Here is a 21,656-nt window from a genome sequence, read left to right as displayed (position 1 = left end):
TTCAGAACTTATACAATTACATTTCGAATAGTTCGATGTCTTTTGAATCAGCAGTCAATTTCACGATCGCTTTGCGGCGTTTGTTCGTGTAGCCTGCGTGTTTGCCCATGCGTTTGAATTTGCCTTTGTAGTTCATGATGTTGACTTTCTCAACTTGAACGCCGAAGACTTCTTGAACTGCATGTTTAACTTGAGTTTTGTTAGCGCGAACGTCCACTTCGAAAGTGTACTTCTTCTCCGCCATTACCTCAGAAGAACGCTCGGTAATGACTGGACGCTTTAGAATGTCACGTGCTTCCATTAACCTAGCACCTCCTCGATTTTCTCTACGGCTCCTTTAGTCATGACAACTTTGTCATGGCCAAGCAAGTCCAATACGTTGATACCGTTTGCCGGTACAACTGTCATGCCTTTGATGTTGCGTGCAGATAGTGCCACGTTTTCATCAAGGTCAGCTGTTACGAACAATGCTTTCTTACCGACAGACAAGTCAGTCACGAGCTTCGTGAATTCCTTTGTTTTCGGTGCGTCGAAAGCCAATCCTTCAAGTACCATCAGGTTTTCGTTTGCTACTGCCGAAGACAATGCAGAACGAAGAGCCAAGCGACGGACTTTTTTAGGAAGTTTGTAGCTGTAGCTGCGTGGTGTCGGGCCGAATACGACTCCGCCTCCGCGCCATTGTGGTGAACGGATCGAACCTTGACGAGCACGTCCAGTTCCTTTTTGCTTCCATGGCTTTCTTCCGCCACCGGCTACTTCAGAACGGTTTTTAACTTTATGGTTACCTTGACGCAATGAAGCACGTTGTGCAACGACTGCATCAAAAAGTACAGATTCATTTGGTTCGATGCCGAAGACAAGATCGTTCAATTCGATATCGCCAACTTGTGAACCAGTTTGATTTAGTAAAGCTACTTTAGGCATTCTTGTTTCCTCCTTCCTTTAAATGTGATTAGTTGGCTTTGATAGCCGACTTAACACGGATTAATGATTTACGTGCGCCAGGAACATTCCCTTTAATAAGAAGCAAGTTGCGCTCAGCATCCACTTTCACGATGTGAAGGTTTTGGATAGTGACCGTGTTGCCGCCCATTTGACCAGGCAATTTCTTCTGTTTGAATACGCGGTTCGGAGCAACAGGCCCCATTGAACCAGGACGACGGTGGTAACGTGAACCGTGAGTCATTGGTCCGCGTGATTGTCCGTGGCGTTTGATAACACCTTGGAAACCTTTACCTTTCGTAGTTCCTGTTACATCTACTACATCGCCTTCTGCGAATACATCTACTTTGACTTCCTGACCAATCTCGTAATCAGCTAAGTTTACATTGCGAAGTTCGCGAATGAAGCGCTTAGGAGCAGTGTTTGCTTTCGCTACGTGGCCTTTCTCTGGTTTGTTCGAAAGCTTCTCGCGTTTGTCATCAAAACCAAGTTGTACCGATTCGTAGCCATCCACTTCAACTGTTTTTTTCTGAAGCACTACGTTTGGAGCAGCTTCGATTACAGTTACAGGGATCAAATCACCGTTCTCAGCAAAAACTTGCGTCATACCGATTTTTCTACCTAAGATTCCTTTGGTCATGTCGTCACACCTCCTGCAAAATTTTATGTTTTTTATTTTCGTTTACCAATTATAGTTTGATTTCAATATCAACGCCGGATGGTAGATCCAGTTTCATTAGCGCGTCAACAGTCTGTGGTGTCGGGTTAACGATATCGATCAGACGTTTGTGTGTGCGCATTTCGAATTGTTCGCGAGCATCTTTATATTTGTGGACAGCTCGCAAGATTGTGTAGATTGACTTTTCCGTCGGCAACGGTATCGGACCCGATACACTAGCACCTGAACGTTTAGCAGTTTCAACAATCTTCTCAGCAGACTGATCCAAGATTCTGTGATCATATGCTTTCAAACGGATACGAATTTTTTGTTTTGCCATTATTTTCCCTCCCTTTTCGCCTATTTTTGGGATAGACTTCTCCACGAAAATTTTCCTCACACTCGCCATGGCAAAGCGGCCGGGTGTGTCGGTAACCTCTCGCTTCTTCGCAGTCAAAGACCAACATTCACCATTATACAAAATAAAAAAGAATTCCGCAAGACTTTGCACGAAATTCTTTTTCATTCGCTTTTACTAGTATAGCAGGATTCTTTTCAGTTTCAACCGATACGATAATAGTCGAAATCTTTCGGACTCATCCTAAGAACATGACCGCAATCCAGCCAAATAACACGAGCGGGATATTGTAATGGATGAACGTCGGGACGACCGTATCCCAGATGTGATTGTGCTGGCCATCGACATTAAGTCCAGCGGTCGGCCCAAGCGTCGAGTCGGATGCTGGCGACCCGGCATCGCCGAGCGCGCCCGCTGTCCCGATCAAAGCGATGATCGCCAAGGTCGAGAATCCGAACTCGACACTGAGCGGAACAAATATCGCAGCGATGATCGGGATCGTCGAGAACGACGATCCGATGCCCATCGTGACGAACAAACCGACAATCAACATCGCGAGTGCTGCTAGGCCTTTATTGTCGCCGAAGATAGCCGCTGCATTTTCAACGAGCGAATCGATGGCACCAGTCGCTTGGATGACCGAAGCGAATCCATTTGCTGAGATCATGACAAAACCGATGAAGGCCATCATGCGCATGCCTGCCGTCAATACATCATCCGCTTCTTTCCATTTCATTGCACCGAAGACGTAAAGGATCAGGATACCGGCGAGTGCGCCGATGATCATCGAGTCGCTTTGGATCTGCGCGAAGAGCGCTGCGATCAAGGCGATGACCGTCACGATAATGTCTTTAACGGAAGCGGTCCGTTTTGGAGTTTCTTCTATAGTAGTAGCTGCCTCTACAGTCCGATAATCACGCGGCTTGCGGTAAGAAATGAAAACCGCAACGACTAAGCCGAGGAATAGGCCAGCGACTGGCAATGCCATCGCTTTCGGGATATCCGCCATATCGATCGGCATGCCCGCCAGTTCCATCTGCGTAGCGAGAATCTCATGGAAGATCAACCCGAAGCCATACGGCAATAAAATATACGGCGCCGTCAGGCCGAATGTCAGCACCGAGGCGATAAGGCGGCGGTCGATGCGCAGTTCATTTAAGATGTGCAGAATTGGCGGCACCAAGAGCGGGATAAAGGCAATGTGGATCGGGATCAGGTTTTGCGAGAAGATGGCCATCGCGAACAGCGCAAAGATGATAAGCGCCTTCGCCAAGTTCTCGCGCGTCGCCTCCCCTTCTTTATTGACCAGCTTCAATACACCGGCAACGAGCAATTCCGGTATGCCGGTACGCGAAATCGCAACAGCGAATCCGCCGAGCATGGCGTAGCTCAGTGCAATGGTCGCCCCTGCACCGAGACCATCTGTATAGGAAGTCAAAGTTTCAGTGAAGCTAAGCCCTCCGCTAAGCCCTCCAGCCAATGCGCCGATCAATAAGGCGAACACCACATTGACCCGAAGCAAGCTTAAAACCAGCATCACTAAAACCGCGATAATAACTGCATTCATTGTTCATTTCTCCTTTAGTTTGCTAAAGCGTTAAAGTCCTTTACTAAAGTAACAAATCTGTACAATGATGTCAACACAGCAAAACTGCTCCTGAATGGCACCAAAAAACCGCTCCCTGCCCAAAGGCAAAGAGCGGCGGTGCTTTATTGGGCTTGCTGCGTTTTTTCTTCGTATGCCTGGATATAGGAATCGTATTGAATCGTCAAGGCGATCTCATCCCAGCCGTTCAACAGCATTTCTTTCCAGTACGGATCGATGTCGAACGAATAGCTGGCGCCATCTTCTGCCGTCACCGTTTGGTTTTTTAGGTCGACATCAAGACGGTACGGCGCCTGTTTGCCTTTTTCCAGCAAGGCAGCCACTTCCGCTTCTTCGAGGCGGATCGGCAAGATGCCGTTCTTCACACAGTTATTATAGAAGATATCCGCATAACTCGGCGAGATGACGACACGGAAACCGTAGTCCAGGATGGCCCACGGCGCGTGTTCACGGGACGAGCCGCAACCGAAGTTTTCCTGCGCCACAAGGATCTCGGAACCTTGGAAGCGCGGATCATTTAAGACAAAGTCTTGATTCGGCTTACCGTCAGCGCCAAAACGCCAATGGTAGAACAAATACTTCCCGAACCCTGTACGCTCGATGCGCTTGAGGAATTCCTTTGAAATGATTTGGTCGGTATCGACGTTTTTGCGGTCGAGCGGCGTCAAGACGCTCGAAATTTCATTGATGGGTTTCAAATTCAGTTCCTCCTTCCGTTATGCCGAGGGCACAGGTTCGTTCATAAACTTTCGGACATCCGTCAAATGCCCTTCAATCGCAGCCGCAGCCGCCATTACGGGTGAGACCAAATGCGTCATCGACCCTGCACCTTGGCGCCCTTCAAAATTGCGGTTCGATGTAGAAGCGCAGCGTTCGCCTGCCGGTACAGCATCCTCATTCATGGCGAGGCACATGCTGCAGCCTGTCTCGCGCCATTCAAAGCCTGCCCGCAAGAACACTTGGTCAAGCCCTTCCGCTTCAGCTGCACGCTTGACGGTCTCAGAGCCCGGTACGACAATCGCCGTGACCGACGGATGCACCGTTCTGCCTTTGACGATTTCACTTGCTGCCCGCAAATCGCTGAGGCGAGCATTTGTGCATGAGCCGATAAAGACATGCTGGATCGCGATGGATGATAACGGTGCGCCTTCTTCCAATTGCATATAAGCAAGCGCTTGGCCCAAAGCATCCCGGTCTTCCTGCTTGTCGTAATCCGCCGCTGTCGGCACACGTTCAGCAATGCCTGAGCCCATCGACGGATTGGTGCCCCATGTAACAAATGGGGAGATGTCGTCCGCATGGATGGTATGCGACACATCGTAGCTCGCGCCTTCGTCTGTTGCCAGCGCCAGCCAGCGCCCAGCTTCGTGCTCGAACGCTTCGCCTTCTGGGACATTTCTTCTGCCGCGCAAATATTCGACTGTTGTTTCGTCTGGGCTGACAAGGCCGGCGCGTGCGCCCGCTTCGATGGACATATTGCAGATCGTCATGCGTTCTTCCATCGATAAATTGCGGATCGCTTCACCGGTGTATTCAATGATATGCCCTGTCCCCATATCGACGCCGTACTTCGAGATGATCGCAAGAATGACGTCTTTTGCGGAAACACCGAAGCCAAGCTCTCCGTCGATGCGGATTTCCATCGTTTTCGGCTTGGACTGCCACAGCGTCTGCGTCGACAACACATGCTCTACTTCACTTGTCCCGATGCCGAATGCCAACGCGCCGAACGCGCCGTGCGTGGACGTATGGCTATCACCGCAGACAATCGTCTTGCCGGGCTGTGTGAGGCCGAGTTCCGGTCCGATGACGTGGACGATGCCTTGGTCGGGATGATTGATGCCTGCAAGCGGCACCCCAAACTCATCACAGTTTTCCTGAAGCGTCTTGATTTGCTTGCGGGAAATCGGGTCTTTGATCACTGAGCGGTTGCGCGTCGGCACGTTATGGTCCATCGTCGCAAAGCACAAATCCGGACGCCGCACTTTTCGGCCGTTCAAGCGCAAGCCTTCAAATGCCTGCGGAGAAGTGACTTCATGCAGGAGGTGAAGGTCGATATACAACAGGTCGGGTTTTCCCGGTTCTTCGAATACAATATGCTGTTCCCAGATTTTTTCAATAATCGTTTTTGCCATAGCAGAGTGCCCCTTCCATTTACACGTAGGAAAACATGATGTGTTCCGACACGAATTCCCGTTCCAATTCTTCGATGACTTTTTCCACAAAGCGTTCCGTTGAGATGACTTTATTGCCGCAAGCCGACAAATCGCCTGTGCAATAGCCATCTTCAAGGACGCTCATAACTGCATCTTCAATCGACGATGCTTCTGACTCCATGCCGAACGACTGGCGCAGCATCATCGCAGCCGACAAAATCGCAGCAGACGGGTTTGCTTTGTTTTGCCCTGCGATATCCGGTGCCGAGCCGTGTACCGGTTCATACAAGCCGAATCCATCTGAACGGATGCTCGCTGACGGCAGCATGCCGAGTGAGCCGGTGATGACCGATGCTTCGTCGCTCAAGATGTCGCCGAACATGTTCTCTGTGACCACGACGTCGAATGCCCGTGGGTTAGTGATCAATTTCATGGCAGCCGAATCGACTAGCATATGCTCAACTTCCACGTCCGGATAACCGGCCTTGCGTTCTTCAACGACTTTTCTCCAAAGCTTGCTGGATTCCAAGACGTTCGCTTTGTCGACGGACGCCAGTTTGCCGCGGCGTGAGCGGGCCATTTCGAATGCCTGATCGACGATGCGCTCGATTTCTGCGCGTGTGTAGACGAGTGTATCGACTGCGGAATTTTCATTGTGGCGTTTCGGTTCACCGAAATACAAGCCGCCAGTCAATTCGCGGACGATGACCATGTCCACTTCACGCGCGATTTCTTCTTTTAATGGGGACGATCCGAGAAGTGCCGGCACCGCTTTGACTGGGCGGACGTTGGCAAACAAATCGAAGTGTTTGCGGATATTCAACAGCCCTTTTTCGGGGCGCTGTTCTGCGGGGTTGTTGTCCCATTTCGGGCCGCCTACCGCACCGAGGAGGATGGCGTCGCTCGCTTCACACGCTTCAACGGTTTCTTTTGGCAGCGGGCTACCGAATTCATCGACTGCCGCTCCCCCGATCGCCGCGAATTTCCAATGGAATGTGTGCCCATAGCGCATCGCAATGGATTTTAGCACCTTTACTGCTGCTTCTGTTACTTCTGGTCCGATGCCGTCTCCTGGCAATACTGCGATTGTCTTTTCCATAGTAATTCCTCCTCTGTGGGTTTGCTTTTTACACTGCTTCGATCTTCGTTTTATTTCCCTGTTTCACAAGCTGGCGATTCACTGCGTTGAAATAAGCTTTTGCGGTCGCTTCCAACACATCCTGTGCGACGTCGCGGCCAGTAACGGTCTCTCCGTCGTAGCTCATATTGATAACGGCTTCGCCGAGTGCATCGCGGCCTTTGCCGATAGATGTTACACGGTAGTCCAGGATGTGCACTTTGCCTTCGACGATGCGTTCAAGTGTATTGAATATCGCTTCGACCGATCCGGAGCCGGTTGCTGCTTCGTGAATCGCGGTGCCGTCCGGGCCGATAGCGGATGCTGTCGCCGTCGGGATATTCGCTGTGCCGTATTGCACCTGCACACTTTCAAGCTCATAGATAGGTGTCTCGGTGTCATTGATTTGCTGGTCGGTCAACAAGACGAACAAATCGTCTTCTGTGATCTGTTTTTTACGGTCGGCGAGTTTCTTGAATTCAATGAACGCTTCATTCAATTTAGCGTCAGGCAACTCGAAGCCCATCTTCACCGCACGGTCGCGGAATGCGTGCCTGCCGGAATGTTTGCCAAGGACCAGTTCAGTCGCTGCATCGCCGATCAATTCCGGCGTGATGATTTCATAGGTCAGCGGGTTTTTCAACATGCCGTCCTGGTGGATGCCTGATTCATGGGCAAAAGCATTCTTTCCGACAACCGCTTTGTTCGGCTGGATGATGCTGCCGGTCAATTGGCTGACCAATTGGCTCGAGCGTTTGATCTCGTTCAAATTAATGCCGGTTTCGATTTCGTAGAATTGCTTGCGGATATGGAGCGCCACCGCAATTTCTTCCAACGCGACGTTCCCTGCACGTTCACCGATGCCGTTGATCGTGCCTTCGACTTGCGTCGCGCCGTTTTCAATCGCCGCGAGCGTATTCGCTGTCGCCATGCCCAGATCGTTATGGCAATGCGCTGATAGCTTGACGTTTTCGATGCCCGGTACGTTTTCCGTCATATAGCGGAACATCGCCCCGTATTCTGCCGGCGTCGCATAGCCGACCGTATCCGGCAAATTGATTGTGGTCGCGCCTGCTTCGATGACTTTCTTGATGATATGCGCCAAGAATTCCGGGTCTGAACGAGAAGCATCTTCCGCCGACCATTGGACGAGCGGGAAGAATTTCTTCGCATAACGGACAGATTCAACAGCGATGTCGACAACTTGTTCCGGTGTTTTCATCAATTTATGTTCCATATGGATAGGAGACGTTGCCAAGAAGATGTGGATATGCGGTTGTTCCGCTCCCTTCAAGGCATCCCATGTCCGGTCGATATCCGCTTTCATGGAGCGGGACAATCCCGTTACGATAGAGTTCTTTACCGTACCGGCTATCCGCTGCACTGCGTCGAAGTCTCCTGGCGATGAAGCCGGGAACCCCGATTCGATAATCGTCACGCCTAGACGTTCGAGCTGGCGGGCGATTTCGATTTTCTCAGCTGTATTCAAGTTGATCCCGGCCGACTGTTCTCCGTCCCGTAGTGTCGTATCGAAAATATCAATTTGAGACATTAGCAGCCACCTCTTTTGGTTTTTTGTTTTCATTGACGAATGGCATCATGGCGCGCAACTCGCGTCCGACTTGTTCGATTTGGTGTTCCGCTTCAGCGTTTTCGATCGCCGTGAATTCCGGACGGTTCAATTGGTTCTCAAGCAACCAGCCTTTGGCGAACTTGCCGGTTTGGATATCCGTCAATACATCTTTCATGCGGGCTTTTGTATCGGCATCGACAATGCGCGGGCCGGATACAAAATCTCCCCATTGCGCTGTATCGGAGATCGAGTAGCGCATGCCCGACATGCCGCCTTCATACATGAGGTCAACAATCAATTTCAGTTCGTGCAAGCATTCGAAGTATGCCAGTTCCGGCTGATAGCCTGCTTCCACTAGTGTCTCGAATCCGGCTTTGACAAGTGACGTCACCCCGCCGCATAGTACGGCTTGTTCACCGAATAGATCCGTTTCCGTTTCTTCCTTGAACGTCGTCTCCAAGATTCCGGCACGGGCAGCGCCGACGCCTTTTGCATAAGCTAAAGCCGTATCTTTCGCATTGCCGGATACATCTTGATGTACTGCGAACAATGCCGGTACACCTGCTCCTGCTTCGAATGTTCTGCGGACAAGATGCCCCGGGCCTTTAGGGGCGACAAGGAACACGTCCACATCTTTCGGCGGCACGATTTGGTTGAAATGAACGTTAAAACCGTGTGCGAAGACGAGCGATTTTCCAGCCGTGAGATGCGGCTTGATCGACTCTTCGTAGATTTGTGTCTGACGCTCATCCGGCACGAGGACCATGATAACGTCACCTGCTTGCGCTGCTTCCGCGACCGTCGCCACTTCCAGGCCGTCTGCTTTTGCCTGATCGAATGACTTGCCGGGTCTTACGCCGACCACTACTTTGAATCCTGAATCATTTAAGTTCTGCGCATGGGCATGGCCTTGCGAACCGTAGCCGATCACCGCGATTGTTTGTCCTTTTAGTGCCTGGTCGTTTACGTCTTGGTTATAATACATTTTTGCCATTTTTAATTTCCTCCTCAGGGTTTGGGGTTTTAGCTTAAAGGATGTTCAATTGCGGTGTATGGGCTTTTTGCGTTTCTCTGACAAAAGCGGATACTCCGGTTCTTGTTAATTCTTTGATGCCGTATGGCTTCATCAAATCGATGAAGGCTTCGATTTTCTCAGGGTCGCCTGTTACTTGGAACGTGGTGACGTTTTTGCTCATATCGACCACCGTCGCGCGGAACGGTTCGACGATGCTGTAGATCTCGCTGCGCGCTGCGGGCGGTGCGACCACTTTAATCAATGCGAGTTCTCTCATGACCATCGCCTTATCGGTAATGTCATTGACTTTCAAGACGTCAATCTGCTTTTGTAGCTGTTTGAGCAATTGCTCCAGCTTCCCTTTATCTTCCACATTGACGACGAAAGTCATTTTGGATATGCCTGCTTGTTCAGTATGTCCGACTGAAATGCTTTCAATATTGAATTGGCGTTTCATCAACAGCCCGGTAACCCGGTTCAAGACGCCGCTCTGGTTGATGACTGTTGTTGTGATTACTCGCTTCATTCGCCTTTCACCCCGATCATTTCGTTGAGCCCTTTGCCTGGCGCCACCATCGGGTACACACATTCGAGTTGGATTACCCGGCAATCGATGAGCGCTGGGCCATCTGATTCAAACGCTTTTTTGAATACTTCTTCCGCTTCTTCCATCGTTTCGACCTTATAGCCGTCGAGATCATAAGCGGCTGCCAGTTTTACGAAATCCGGCTGCACGGGCATCATCGATTGGGAATAACGTTCCTCATAGAAGGTTTCTTGCCACTGGCGAACCATCCCAAGGCTTTGGTTGTTCAAGATGACGATCTTTACCGGCAGGCGGTATTCCTGCAATAGCGACAATTCCTGCAAAGTCATTTGGAAACCGGCATCGCCGACCACGGCCACGACCGTTTCTTCCGGTCTTGCGAACTTCGCCCCGATCGCTGCCGGGAAGCCGAAGCCCATCGTCCCAAGCCCACCGGATGTCACCCAGTTATGCGGGTTGTTGAAGCGGTAATACTGAGCCGTCCACATTTGGTGTTGTCCGACATCCGTTGTGACGATCGCATCGCCGCCCGTCAAGCGGTGGATCAATTCGACAGCTTGCTGAGGCATGATGCCTTTTCGTTCTTTTTGATGATACTGAAGCGGGTAAGCTTCTTGGTAAGCATTGAGCTTGCCGCGCCATTCTTCTGTGTCCGGGCTTTCGAAATTGCTTTTCAATAGCTCGACCAATGCCGCTTTGGCATCCGACACGATCGGGATGGCTGTCGGGACGTTCTTCCCGATTTCTGCAGGATCGATATCGATATGGATGACTTCCGCGTTCGGCGCGAATGATGCCAAATTGCCGGTGAGCCTGTCGTCAAAACGGGCTCCGATGTTGAGTAAGACATCACATTCGCAAATTGCCGTGTTCGCTGCATACGTTCCGTGCATGCCTCCCATGCCGAGGAACAATTCATGGTCGCCGCCGATTGTTCCAAGTCCAAGCAGGGTGTTCACGATCGGGATTTGATGATGTTCCGCAAATGCTTGAAGCTCTTCGGAAGCTCTCGCTGCCAATACTCCGGCACCGGCTAGAATCACCGGCTTTTTCGCTTTGGACAGCAATTGCACTGCCTTTTGGATCTGCAGATAATTCGGCGAGATGGTCGGTTGATAGCCCGGTAAGTATACATCTGCATCCGCTTGTTCTTCACTTCCGGCGAACAGCATCGTGGATACATCTTTCGGGATATCGACGACGACTGGTCCCGGACGCCCTGTTGAAGCGATGAAGAATGCCTCCTTGATGATCCGCGGCAAGTCTTCCGCTTTTTTCACTTGGTAATTATGTTTCGTGATCGGCTGTGTGATGCTGACGATATCCGCTTCCTGGAAAGCATCGGTTCCGATAACCGATGTAGCAACTTGCCCGGTGAAGATGACGAGTGGCAATGAATCGAGCATGGCATCCGCAATCCCGGTGACGAGGTTCGTCGCTCCAGGCCCGGACGTTGCAATGACCACTCCTGGTTTTCCGGAAACTCTGGCGTAGCCTTCCGCTGCATGGATCGCGCCTTGTTCGTGTCTCGCTAATATGTGACGGATCGGGTTTCGATGCAAAGCATCGTAGATTGGCAGAACCGCACCTCCTGGGTAGCCAAAAATGATCTCAACACCCTGCTGTTTCAATGATTGAATTAATACGTCTGCCCCGCTGCCGGATAATCCTTGTTTGAGTTCTTCTCTGACCTTTACGTTTACTCCCAATCTTTCCGCCTCCTTCTTCTTAAGTCTTCGGAAGTAGCAAATGAAAAAGCTTTTCCATCCCTACACAAAGAAGACATCTTCTTTGCATAGGGATGAAAAAGCTTCATGGTACCACCCTATTTCACTGCGATTTGCAGCCTCTTGGATAATTGCTTATCCGCTGATAACGATAACCCGTCGCTTGCAGTCACCGGGAACACCTAAAAGGCCGAAGCCGTTCAGCATTCCACTCAGAGGGGATGTCGCATCTGGCAGCATTGCCGGCTTCCACCACCCCGGCTCTCTGTAAATGCTGTATTCCATTTGCTTTAACCTCGTCATTGAATTGATCTTATGAATTTATACTACGTTTAAATGTTCTTCGTTATACACTTTAACGCCGTCTTGCTGCACCAGCTCACGGAATGCTTCTAACAGGTCATTCGTGACAGGTCCTGGCTTGCCGTCGCCGATCACGCGTCCATCCACTTTGATGACGGCGATGACTTCTGCCGCCGTCCCTGTCAGGAACACTTCGTCTGCGACATAGACATCGTGTCTAGTAAAGACGCCCTCTTCCATTTGGTAACCTTTTTCAGCTGCGACTTCCATGATGGCGTTGCGCGTAATTCCTTCGAGTGCTCCTACATAACCGGGAGGCGTCAGCAATTTGTTTTTGCGGACGATGAAGATATTATCGGCCGATCCTTCAGCCACATAGCCCTGATCGTTCAGCATGAGTGCTTCAGAGACACCAGCTAGGCTTGCTTCAATCTTCACTAAGATATTGTTCATATAGTTCAATGATTTCACTTTCGGGCTAAGGACGTCTGAGCGGCTTCTTCTTGAAGCGACCGAGACGATTTCAATGCCGCTGTCGTACAAGGCTTTCGGGAATAAAGAAAGCGGCTCTGCGATGACGATGACATTCGGCTTTGCACAGCTGAATGGATCGAGCCCGAGATTCCCAACTCCGCGTGAGACGACCAAGCGGATATAGGCGTCCTTCAGTTTGTTTTGCCGCAGCGTTTCCACGACCAGCTGCGTCATTTCTTCGAAAGTATGCGGAATTTCAAGCATCACTGATTTAGCCGAATCGTAAAGGCGCTCCAGGTGTTCTTCTAAACGAAAGACATTTCCGTTGTATGAACGAATGCCTTCGAAGACTCCGTCGCCATATAGGAAGCCATGATCATAAACTGAAACCTTGGCATCTTCTTTTTTTACAAATTCACCATTCATATAGATTACTTGTTCAGTCATGATGTCCACTTCTTTCTCCGAAATTTTTTATGGGGATTGCGCTGTAAATGCTTTGTTCTGTTAAATTGTTGCTATCATATCGCCTATTCTAAAGGGTGTCAACAAACAAAATGCGATTTTTTTGCTAATTCTGAACATTGAAATCATTTGTATCCGTTTACATTGTTGTCGTGGCGCGGTTTAAAATGTTTTTAAAAAAGTTTGAATATTTTATGAAAATGCGATATATTGCGTATAAAAAAAGGATAAGCTTCTCTTAACTAATAGATTTTAATCAAAAATTCTTCGGCATGCTCATGGATCATTCAGCCTTTAAACCTCATCGCACTGCCACGCAATGTTCATCTTTAGTTAAAAAAGAACACAAAAAAATCCCCCAACTCATAATGAGTTGGGGGATTTAAGCACAGGCGAATTACTTCTGGATAGAAGCTACAACGCCAGCGCCTACAGTACGTCCACCCTCACGGATAGAGAACTTAGTACCTTCTTCAAGAGCGATTGGTGAGATAAGCTCAACATTCATTTCGATGTTGTCGCCAGGCATAACCATTTCTACTCCTTCAGGAAGGTTACAAACGCCAGTTACGTCAGTTGTACGGAAGTAGAACTGCGGACGGTAGTTTGTGAAGAATGGAGTGTGACGTCCACCCTCTTCTTTTGAAAGAACATAAACTTCCGCTTTGAAAGTTGTATGTGGAGTGATTGTGCCTGGTTTAGCAAGAACTTGTCCACGCTGGATATCGTCACGGGAAACTCCGCGAAGAAGTGCGCCAATGTTGTCGCCAGCTTCAGCGTAGTCAAGCAATTTACGGAACATTTCTACGCCTGTAACAGTTGTAGATTTAGCTTCTTCGTTGATACCGATGATGTCAACGTTATCGCCAACTTTGATTTGTCCACGCTCAACACGGCCAGTTGCAACTGTACCACGGCCAGTGATTGAGAATACATCCTCAACAGGCATCATGAATGGTTTGTCAGTGTCGCGCTCTGGAGTTGGGATGTACTCATCAACAGCGTTCATCAATTCGATGATTTTTTCTTCCCACTCTGGCTCTCCTTCAAGAGCTTTAAGTGCAGAACCTTTGATGACTGGGATGTCATCGCCAGGGAAGTCATATTCAGACAATAGGTCGCGAACTTCCATTTCAACTAGCTCAAGAAGCTCTTCGTCGTCTACCATGTCGCATTTGTTCATGAATACTACAAGGTAAGGTACGCCTACTTGACGTGAAAGCAAGATGTGCTCACGAGTTTGTGGCATTGGGCCGTCAGCAGCAGATACTACTAGGATCCCGCCGTCCATTTGTGCAGCACCAGTGATCATGTTTTTAACATAGTCAGCGTGACCTGGGCAGTCAACGTGTGCGTAGTGGCGTGTTTCAGTTTCGTACTCAACGTGAGAAGTGTTGATTGTGATACCGCGCTCTTTTTCTTCAGGTGCGTTATCGATTTGGTCGTAAGAACGAGCTTCCCCGCCTGATGCTCTAGCAAGAACTGTAGCGATTGCTGCAGTCAAAGTTGTTTTACCATGGTCAACGTGTCCGATTGTACCAATGTTAGCGTGTGTTTTAGAACGGTCAAATTTAGCTTTACCCATTAGAAAAATCCTCCTCAGAATGTAAGTTAATAGTAGTAGTTTGAGTACCCAAGCTGCCGAAATAAACCGCAGATTGGGCATACAAACTATTTATACTTGATTAAAGGTCAAAATTCAATTATTGGCCTTTATTTTTCTTGATAATTTCTTCAGCGATGGATTTCGGCACTTCTTCATAGTGATCGAAGTGCATAGAGAACACACCGCGTCCTTGCGTGTTAGAACGCAAGTTTGTTGCATAACCGAACATTTCAGAAAGTGGAACCATTGAACGGACAACTTGTGCGTTTCCGCGAGCGTCCATACCTTCTACGCGCCCACGGCGAGACGTAACGTCACCCATGATATCGCCAAGGTATTCTTCAGGGATTACAATTTCAACTTTCATGATCGGCTCAAGGATTACCGGGTTAACTTTTGATACAGCATTTTTCAGTGCCATAGAAGCAGCGACTTTAAATGCCATCTCGTTGGAGTCAACATCGTGGTAAGATCCGTCGAACAAACGTGCTTTAATGTCGACCAATGGATAACCGGCAACTACACCGTTATCAAGAGAGTCGCGAAGACCCGCTTCAACTGCTGGGATGTATTCACGTGGAACAACACCACCGACAATTCCATTTTCGAACTCAAAGCCAGCGCCTTCTTCGTTTGGAGAGAACTCGATCCAAACGTGTCCGAACTGACCACGGCCACCGGATTGACGTACGAACTTCCCTTCAACTTTTGCAGACTGACGGAATGTCTCACGGTAAGATACCTGAGGAGCTCCGACGTTTGCTTCAACGTTGAATTCGCGTCTCATACGGTCAACTAGGATATCAAGGTGAAGCTCACCCATACCCGCGATGATCGTTTGACCAGTTTCCTGGTCTGTATGCGCACGGAAAGTTGGGTCTTCTTCTTGCAATTTCGCAAGGGCTTGGCCCATCTTGTCTTGGTCCGCTTTGGATTTCGGCTCTACTGAAAGTGAGATAACCGGTTCCGGGAAGACCATGCGCTCAAGGATTACTTGGTCTTTTTCGTCACATAGCGTATCGCCTGTTGAAGTATCTTTCAGGCCGATCGCAGCAGCGATATCCCCGCAATATACTTCAGCGATCTCTTCGCGAGAGTTAGCGTGCATTTGTAGGATACGTCCTACGCGCTCACGCTTGCCTTTTGAAGAGTTTTGTACGTACGAACCAGATTTCAACGTACCCGAGTAAACACGGAAGAACGTCAATTTCCCTACATATGGGTCTGTCATTACTTTAAATGCCAGAGCAGAGAAAGGCTCGTCTTCAGATGCTTTACGCAATACTTCTTCGTCTGAATCCGGACGAAGTGCTGTCATTGGCGGTACATCTAGTGGTGATGGGAGGTAATCAATTACTGCATCAAGCATCAATTGAACCCCTTTGTTTTTGAAAGCAGTTCCGCAAACTACTGGATAGAACTCAACGTCAAGCGTTCCTTTACGGATTGCAGCTTTAAGTTCATCAACAGTAATTTCTTCGCCACCAAGGTATTTTTCCATCAAGTCTTCATCAAGCTCAGCAACGCCTTCGAGTAGTTTCGTGTGCCACTCGTCAGCAAGCTCCTTGTACTCTTCAGGAATTTCGCCTTCAGTGATTTCAGTTCCCAAATCGTTCGCATAGAAGCGCGCGTTCATGTTTACAAGGTCAATGATCCCTGAGAACTCGTCTTCTGCGCCGATTGGCAATTGAATCGGGTGTGCGTTAGCTTGCAGGCGATCGTGAAGAGTGCCTACTGAATACAGGAAGTCAGCGCCGATTTTATCCATTTTGTTAATGAATACCAAACGCGGTACTCCGTATGTTGTCGCTTGACGCCATACAGTTTCTGTTTGCGGCTCAACACCTGATTGGGCATCGAGAACCGTTACAGCACCATCAAGTACACGCAATGAACGTTCAACTTCAACTGTGAAGTCTACGTGTCCTGGAGTATCGATGATGTTAACGCGGTGGCCTTCCCATGAAGCTGTTGTCGCAGCAGATGTGATCGTGATTCCACGTTCTTGCTCCTGCTCCATCCAGTCCATTTGAGAAGCACCTTCATGCGTTTCGCCGATTTTGTGGATACGGCCTGTGTAATACAAAATACGCTCCGTAGTAGTCGTTTTACCGGCATCGATGTGAGCCATGATTCCGATATTACGTGTATGGTCTAAGGAGAACTCTCTAGGCATATTGTCTTTCTCCTTCCGTCTCGAAATAAGATTTTAAGTTTCGCAAGAATTTACCAGCGGTAATGAGCAAATGCTTTGTTGGCTTCTGCCATTTTGTGGATATCTTCACGTTTTTTGACGGAAGCACCAGTGTTGTTGGCAGCATCTAGGATTTCATTAGCTAGACGCTCTTCCATAGTTTTCTCCCCACGAAGACGTGAGTAGTTTACTAGGTAGCGAAGTCCAAGAGTCGTACGGCGTTCTGGACGAACTTCAACTGGTACTTGGTAGTTAGCACCACCAACACGGCGAGCGCGAACTTCAAGAACCGGCATGATGTTTTCCAAAGCTTGTTCGAATACTTCGATCGGATCTTTCCCGCTGCGTTCTTTAATTAGTTCGAACGCACCGTAGAGGATCTTTTGTGAAGTACCTCTTTTTCCGTCAACCATCAATTTGTTAATTAAACGAGTTACCAATTTCGAACTATAAATCGGATCTGGCAACACGTCACGTTTAGCTACAGGACCTTTACGAGGCATGTATGTTCCTCCTTTCAACGAAAACTATCGTTAATTCATTGTTATTATTTTTTTGCTTTAGGGCGTTTTGTTCCATATTTAGAGCGTCCTTGCATACGGCCGTTTACTCCAGCAGTATCAAGTGCGCCGCGTACAACGTGGTAACGTACACCCGGAAGGTCTTTTACGCGTCCTCCACGGATAAGAACAACACTGTGCTCTTGAAGGTTGTGACCTTCGCCGCCGATATATGCATTGACCTCAATTTGGTTTGTCAAACGTACACGCGCGTATTTACGCAATGCGGAGTTTGGTTTTTTAGGTGTCATCGTTCCAACACGTGTGCAGACGCCGCGTTTTTGCGGAGAGCTCAAGTTAGTCTGTGACTTTTTGAAGCTGTTATACCCCTTGTTCAACGCTGGTGAGTCTGATTTAGTGCTTTTCGGTTTACGAGGCTTGTTAACCAATTGGTTAATAGTAGGCATCGATTTTTTCCTCCTCTCAAAAGGTGTTCTAATACCACATATCCAGGTGGTTCATTTTTGGGTAAAAAACAAAGTCTTTGTGATTTTACACAAAAACCGGTATCCAGTAATGCCATAATGGCTACATTCAGCAAAGCTGAACGCTTTTACTGTTTTTGCTTCGTACCTGACGATCATGTTCCTGACATGCAAAGATCGATAATCATCAACCCTTAATATACTATCATTCCCTTAGCGCAACTGTCAACCTAAACTTCAAAAAAAATCCCGGAGAGCGTATAGCTCACCGGGATTCGTTTTTAACTTATGATTCGCTTCCGACGATCTCTTCTTGCTGAGCTTTTTCGCTTTGCTCGATTTCGATCTGGCGGTAGCGTTGCATGCCAGTCCCTGCTGGAACCAGTTTCCCGATAATAACATTCTCTTTCAGGCCGAGAAGCTCATCGCGTTTTCCTTTGATCGCCGCATCGGTAAGGACGCGAGTCGTTTCTTGGAAGGACGCAGCAGACAAGAACGATTCTGTTTCCAGGGAAGCTTTCGTAATCCCTAGGATGACAGGTCGGCTAGTTGCTGGCATATTGCCGGCAAGCACTGCTTTTTCATTTGCTTCTGTAAACTGGTGAATATCAAGAAGGGAACCTGGCAGCAAGTCAGTATCTCCAGCTTCAATGACGCGAACTTTACGGAACATTTGACGAACCATAACTTCAACGTGCTTATCGCCGATTTCTACCCCTTGCATGCGGTAAACTTTTTGAACTTCTTTCAATAGATACAATTGTACAGATTGAACTTCTTTGACTTGAAGCAATTGCTTCGGATCAATAGAGCCGTCTGTCAGCACTTCACCGCGCTGAATCGTATCATCTACTTGAACTTTCAGACGCGCATTGTATGGCGCCAAGTATTTGCGTGTTTCCACGTCACCTTGAATCGTGATTTCCTTCTGGCCTTCGCGGATTTCATCAATCTCGGTAATCGTACCGGTGATTTCAGAAATGACAGCTTGCCCTTTCGGATTTCTGGATTCGAAGATTTCTTGGATACGTGGCAAACCTTGTGTGATATCGTCTCCTGCTACACCGCCTGTGTGGAACGTACGCATCGTGAGCTGTGTACCTGGCTCACCGATTGACTGGGCAGCGATGATTCCCACTGCTTCGCCGACTTCCACTTCGTCGCCTGTTGCAAGGTTCGTACCGTAACATTTTTTGCAAATGCCGTGTTTTGTATTACAAGTAAAGGCAGAGCGGATCGTCACTTCTTTGATGCCGGCTTCGATTACGAGGCGGGCCAGATCTTGCGTAATAAGTGCGTCTCTTTCTACAATTACTTCTTTTGTTTCCGGGTGGCGGACCGTTTTCTTAGCGTGACGGCCGACAATCCGTTCTTCAAGCTCTTCGATGACTTCCGTACCTTCCATGAGTGCGCCGACCAACAAACCACGGTCAGTTCCGCAATCATTTTCGCGCACGATCGCATCTTGTGCAACATCGACCAAACGGCGAGTCAAGTAACCGGAGTCAGCCGTTTTCAGTGCTGTATCGGCAAGACCTTTACGTGCACCGTGAGTCGAGATGAAGTACTCAAGTACCGTCAGACCTTCACGGAAGGAAGATTTGATCGGAAGTTCAATGATGCGGCCGGCCGGGTTGGCCATGAGTCCGCGCATACCCGCAAGCTGCGTGAAGTTGGACGCGTTACCACGCGCTCCAGAATCACTCATCATGTAGATCGGGTTCAGCGTATCAAGGGATGCCATCAGTTTTTCCTGGATGATATCTTTTGCGTTGCTCCAATATGAGATAACGCGTGTGTAGCGCTCTTCTTCCGTAATCAAACCACGGCGGAATTGCTTCATTACTTTATCTACATTGTTTTGAGCTTCAACTAGGATTTCACCTTTGTCAGGCAAAACGACGATATCTGCCACACCAACCGTGATGCCGGCTTGTGTTGAATATTTGAATCCAAGGCTCTTCATGCGGTCAAGCATTCGAGAAGTTTCCGTAATATGGAAACGCTTGAACACTTCTGCAATGATTTCCCCAAGGATTTTCTTCTTGAACGGCGTTACAAGTTCTGACTCCTGGATATGCTTGCGAACATCCGTCGTTGTAGGGACGAAGTATTTCGCTGGCGTTTCCACTTGCAGGTTGTAATCGGTCGGTTCATTAATATAAGGGAACGATTTCGGAAGGATTTCATTGAAAATGACTTTCCCGACCGTAGTCAGTAGAAGCATTTTATTTTGTTCTTCCGTAAACGTCGGGTTGCTTACTGATCCAGCTTGAACCGCGATGCGCGTATGCAAGTGTACATGGCCAGTTTGATAAGCAATCAGCACTTCTTCCGGTCCGGAGAACGTCGCCCCTTCGCCTGTTGCGCCTTTGCGCTCAAGCGTCAAGTAGTAGTTTCCTAGAACCATATCCTGAGAAGGCGTTACGACCGGTTTGCCATCTTTCGGGTTCAAGATGTTCTGTGCTGCAAGCATAAGAAGACGAGCTTCCGCTTGTGCTTCAGATGAAAGCGGTACGTGAACAGCCATTTGGTCACCATCAAAGTCAGCGTTATAAGCTGTACAAACGAGCGGGTGAAGGCGGATTGCCTTGCCTTCAACGAGTGTCGGTTCAAATGCTTGAATACCGAGTCTGTGAAGTGTCGGTGCGCGGTTCAAAAGAACCGGATGCTCCTTGATGACATCTTCAAGTACGTCCCAAACTTCTGAATGGAGACGCTCGATTTTACGCTTCGCGCTCTTGATGTTATGAGCAAGCCCACGTTCAACCAATTCTTTCATGACGAATGGCTTGAAGAGTTCAATCGCCATGCCTTTAGGCAAGCCGCATTGGTACATTTTCAAGTTCGGTCCAACGACGATTACAGAACGGCCGGAATAATCGACACGTTTTCCGAGCAAGTTCTGGCGGAAGCGTCCTTGTTTCCCTTTCAACATATGAGAAAGAGATTTCAATGGACGGTTACCAGGACCTGTAACCGGACGGCCGCGACGACCGTTGTCGATCAATGCATCGACCGCTTCTTGAAGCATGCGTTTTTCATTCTGAACGATGATGCTTGGCGCACCAAGGTCAAGCAAACGCTTGAGGCGGTTGTTGCGGTTGATGACACGGCGGTAAAGGTCGTTCAAGTCAGAAGTCGCAAAACGGCCGCCGTCAAGCTGAACCATCGGACGCAATTCCGGCGGGATGACAGGAAGGACATCCAAAATCATCCAATCCGGATTGTTTCCAGAGTTACGGAAAGACTCAACTACTTCAAGGCGCTTGATCGCACGTGTGCGGCGCTGGCCTTGCGCAGATTTAAGTTCTTCTTTCAACGCATCTGTTTCGCGTTCCAAGTCAATTTCCTGAAGCAAACGTTTAATTGCTTCAGCACCCATTGCTGCTTGGAATTTCTTGCCGAATTTATCGCGGTATGCACGATATTCTTTTTCGGAAAGCAGTTGTTTTTTCTCGAGCGGCGTATCAGCCGGGTCGATTACTACGTAAGAAGCAAAGTAGATAACTTCTTCCAAAGAACGCGGGGACATATCTAAGATAAGGCCCATGCGGCTTGGAATTCCTTTGAAATACCAAATATGGGAAACCGGTGCTGCAAGTTCGATATGGCCCATGCGCTCACGGCGCACTTTTGAACGGGTTACTTCGACGCCACAGCGATCACAGACGACACCTTTATAACGGACGCGTTTGTATTTTCCGCAATGGCATTCCCAGTCTTTTGTAGGACCGAAAATACGTTCGCAGAACAAACCGTCTTTTTCAGGCTTTAACGTACGGTAGTTGATTGTTTCTGGTTTCTTGACTTCCCCATAGGACCATGAGCGAATTTTATCGGGTGATGCCAATCCGATTTTCATATACTCAAAATTATTTACATCTATCAAGGAGCCTACCTCCCTTTTGTCTCGAGTTTCTGTGCGGC

At 48.7% G+C, this 21,656-nt stretch carries 18 protein-coding genes; all 18 read right to left on the bottom strand.

The window, feature by feature from the left end:
• Positions 1-16: 16 nt before the first annotated feature.
• Positions 17-301, bottom strand: coding sequence for a 50S ribosomal protein L23 (gene rplW, locus AUC31_RS16490; RefSeq protein WP_058382162.1), 285 nt, complete (start codon positions 299-301; stop codon positions 17-19).
• Positions 301-924, bottom strand: a complete 624-nt coding sequence (gene rplD / locus AUC31_RS16485) for a 50S ribosomal protein L4 (RefSeq protein ID WP_058382163.1) — start codon at positions 922-924, stop codon at positions 301-303. The genes rplW and rplD overlap by 1 nt, the downstream gene beginning before the upstream one ends.
• Positions 925-952: 28 nt before the next feature.
• Positions 953-1,582, bottom strand: a complete 630-nt coding sequence (gene rplC / locus AUC31_RS16480) for a 50S ribosomal protein L3 (RefSeq protein ID WP_058382164.1) — start codon at positions 1,580-1,582, stop codon at positions 953-955.
• Positions 1,583-1,631: 49 nt separating this feature from the next.
• Positions 1,632-1,940: a 30S ribosomal protein S10 gene (rpsJ, locus tag AUC31_RS16475; RefSeq protein ID WP_058383733.1), complete on the bottom strand. Its 309-nt coding sequence runs from the start codon at positions 1,938-1,940 to the stop codon at positions 1,632-1,634.
• A gap of 256 nt (positions 1,941-2,196) precedes the next feature.
• Positions 2,197-3,525, bottom strand: a complete 1,329-nt coding sequence (locus tag AUC31_RS16470) for a Na+/H+ antiporter family protein (RefSeq protein ID WP_058382165.1) — start codon at positions 3,523-3,525, stop codon at positions 2,197-2,199.
• Positions 3,526-3,668: 143 nt separating this feature from the next.
• A complete protein-coding gene (leuD, locus tag AUC31_RS16465) occupies positions 3,669-4,262 on the bottom strand; it encodes a 3-isopropylmalate dehydratase small subunit (RefSeq protein WP_058382166.1) in 594 nt (197 codons plus the stop codon).
• A gap of 18 nt (positions 4,263-4,280) precedes the next feature.
• Entirely contained in the window at positions 4,281-5,699 is a 1,419-nt protein-coding gene (leuC, locus tag AUC31_RS16460) for a 3-isopropylmalate dehydratase large subunit (protein ID WP_058382167.1), read from the bottom strand.
• Positions 5,700-5,718: 19 nt separating this feature from the next.
• Positions 5,719-6,819, bottom strand: a complete 1,101-nt coding sequence (gene leuB, locus AUC31_RS16455; protein WP_058382168.1) for a 3-isopropylmalate dehydrogenase — start codon at positions 6,817-6,819, stop codon at positions 5,719-5,721.
• Between the two features lie 28 nt (positions 6,820-6,847).
• The gene (locus AUC31_RS16450) at positions 6,848-8,389 is read right to left on the bottom strand and encodes a 2-isopropylmalate synthase (protein ID WP_058382169.1); all 1,542 of its coding nucleotides are present in this window, start codon (positions 8,387-8,389) and stop codon (positions 6,848-6,850) included.
• On the bottom strand, positions 8,376-9,404 hold the full coding sequence (gene ilvC, locus AUC31_RS16445) for a ketol-acid reductoisomerase (RefSeq protein WP_058382170.1): 1,029 nt from the start codon (positions 9,402-9,404) through the stop codon (positions 8,376-8,378). The genes AUC31_RS16450 and ilvC overlap by 14 nt, the downstream gene beginning before the upstream one ends.
• A gap of 34 nt (positions 9,405-9,438) precedes the next feature.
• Positions 9,439-9,951 carry an acetolactate synthase small subunit gene (gene ilvN, locus AUC31_RS16440; RefSeq protein WP_058382171.1) on the bottom strand — a complete coding sequence of 171 codons (513 nt, stop codon included), beginning with the start codon at positions 9,949-9,951 and terminating at the stop codon, positions 9,439-9,441.
• Entirely contained in the window at positions 9,948-11,681 is a 1,734-nt protein-coding gene (gene ilvB / locus AUC31_RS16435) for a biosynthetic-type acetolactate synthase large subunit (RefSeq protein ID WP_058382172.1), read from the bottom strand. The genes ilvN and ilvB overlap by 4 nt, the downstream gene beginning before the upstream one ends.
• A gap of 339 nt (positions 11,682-12,020) precedes the next feature.
• Positions 12,021-12,923: a branched-chain-amino-acid transaminase gene (gene ilvE, locus AUC31_RS16430; protein WP_058382173.1), complete on the bottom strand. Its 903-nt coding sequence runs from the start codon at positions 12,921-12,923 to the stop codon at positions 12,021-12,023.
• 415 nt (positions 12,924-13,338) lie between these two features.
• The gene (gene tuf / locus AUC31_RS16425; protein ID WP_058382174.1) at positions 13,339-14,526 is read right to left on the bottom strand and encodes an elongation factor Tu; all 1,188 of its coding nucleotides are present in this window, start codon (positions 14,524-14,526) and stop codon (positions 13,339-13,341) included.
• Between the two features lie 118 nt (positions 14,527-14,644).
• Entirely contained in the window at positions 14,645-16,723 is a 2,079-nt protein-coding gene (gene fusA, locus AUC31_RS16420; RefSeq protein ID WP_058382175.1) for an elongation factor G, read from the bottom strand.
• A 50-nt stretch (positions 16,724-16,773) separates the two neighbouring features.
• The gene (rpsG, locus tag AUC31_RS16415) at positions 16,774-17,244 is read right to left on the bottom strand and encodes a 30S ribosomal protein S7 (RefSeq protein WP_058382176.1); all 471 of its coding nucleotides are present in this window, start codon (positions 17,242-17,244) and stop codon (positions 16,774-16,776) included.
• 44 nt (positions 17,245-17,288) lie between these two features.
• Positions 17,289-17,708: a 30S ribosomal protein S12 gene (rpsL, locus tag AUC31_RS16410; protein WP_058382177.1), complete on the bottom strand. Its 420-nt coding sequence runs from the start codon at positions 17,706-17,708 to the stop codon at positions 17,289-17,291.
• Positions 17,709-18,012: 304 nt separating this feature from the next.
• Positions 18,013-21,618 (bottom strand): DNA-directed RNA polymerase subunit beta', encoded by a 3,606-nt coding sequence (gene rpoC, locus AUC31_RS16405; protein ID WP_058382178.1) that lies wholly within the window; start codon positions 21,616-21,618, stop codon positions 18,013-18,015.
• Positions 21,619-21,656 lie beyond the last annotated feature (38 nt).

It is taken from the genome of Planococcus rifietoensis (assembly GCF_001465795.2).
GTDB classification, from domain to species: Bacteria; Bacillota; Bacilli; order Bacillales_A; family Planococcaceae; genus Planococcus; species Planococcus rifietoensis.
The sequence above is the reverse complement of the archived record's forward strand: the minus strand, read 5'-3'. Positions and strand labels throughout refer to the sequence as shown.

Bases quoted from the DNA above. Each gene is read 5' to 3' on its own strand.
- rplD (WP_058382163.1), bottom strand. From the start codon at position 924: ATGCCTAAAGTAGCTTTACTAAATCAAACTGGTTCACAAGTTGGCGAT.
- rpsL (WP_058382177.1), bottom strand. From the start codon at position 17,708: ATGCCTACTATTAACCAATTGGTTAACAAGCCTCGTAAACCGAAAAGC.
- leuB (WP_058382168.1), bottom strand. From the start codon at position 6,819: ATGGAAAAGACAATCGCAGTATTGCCAGGAGACGGCATCGGACCAGAA.
- ilvE (WP_058382173.1), bottom strand. From the start codon at position 12,923: ATGACTGAACAAGTAATCTATATGAATGGTGAATTTGTAAAAAAAGAA.
- rplW (WP_058382162.1), bottom strand. From the start codon at position 301: ATGGAAGCACGTGACATTCTAAAGCGTCCAGTCATTACCGAGCGTTCT.
- tuf (WP_058382174.1), bottom strand. From the start codon at position 14,526: ATGGGTAAAGCTAAATTTGACCGTTCTAAAACACACGCTAACATTGGT.
- AUC31_RS16450 (WP_058382169.1), bottom strand. From the start codon at position 8,389: ATGTCTCAAATTGATATTTTCGATACGACACTACGGGACGGAGAACAG.
- rplC (WP_058382164.1), bottom strand. From the start codon at position 1,582: ATGACCAAAGGAATCTTAGGTAGAAAAATCGGTATGACGCAAGTTTTT.
- rpsJ (WP_058383733.1), bottom strand. From the start codon at position 1,940: ATGGCAAAACAAAAAATTCGTATCCGTTTGAAAGCATATGATCACAGA.
- rpsG (WP_058382176.1), bottom strand. From the start codon at position 17,244: ATGCCTCGTAAAGGTCCTGTAGCTAAACGTGACGTGTTGCCAGATCCG.
- leuC (WP_058382167.1), bottom strand. From the start codon at position 5,699: ATGGCAAAAACGATTATTGAAAAAATCTGGGAACAGCATATTGTATTC.
- fusA (WP_058382175.1), bottom strand. From the start codon at position 16,723: ATGCCTAGAGAGTTCTCCTTAGACCATACACGTAATATCGGAATCATG.
- ilvC (WP_058382170.1), bottom strand. From the start codon at position 9,404: ATGGCAAAAATGTATTATAACCAAGACGTAAACGACCAGGCACTAAAA.
- AUC31_RS16470 (WP_058382165.1), bottom strand. From the start codon at position 3,525: ATGAATGCAGTTATTATCGCGGTTTTAGTGATGCTGGTTTTAAGCTTG.
- ilvN (WP_058382171.1), bottom strand. From the start codon at position 9,951: ATGAAGCGAGTAATCACAACAACAGTCATCAACCAGAGCGGCGTCTTG.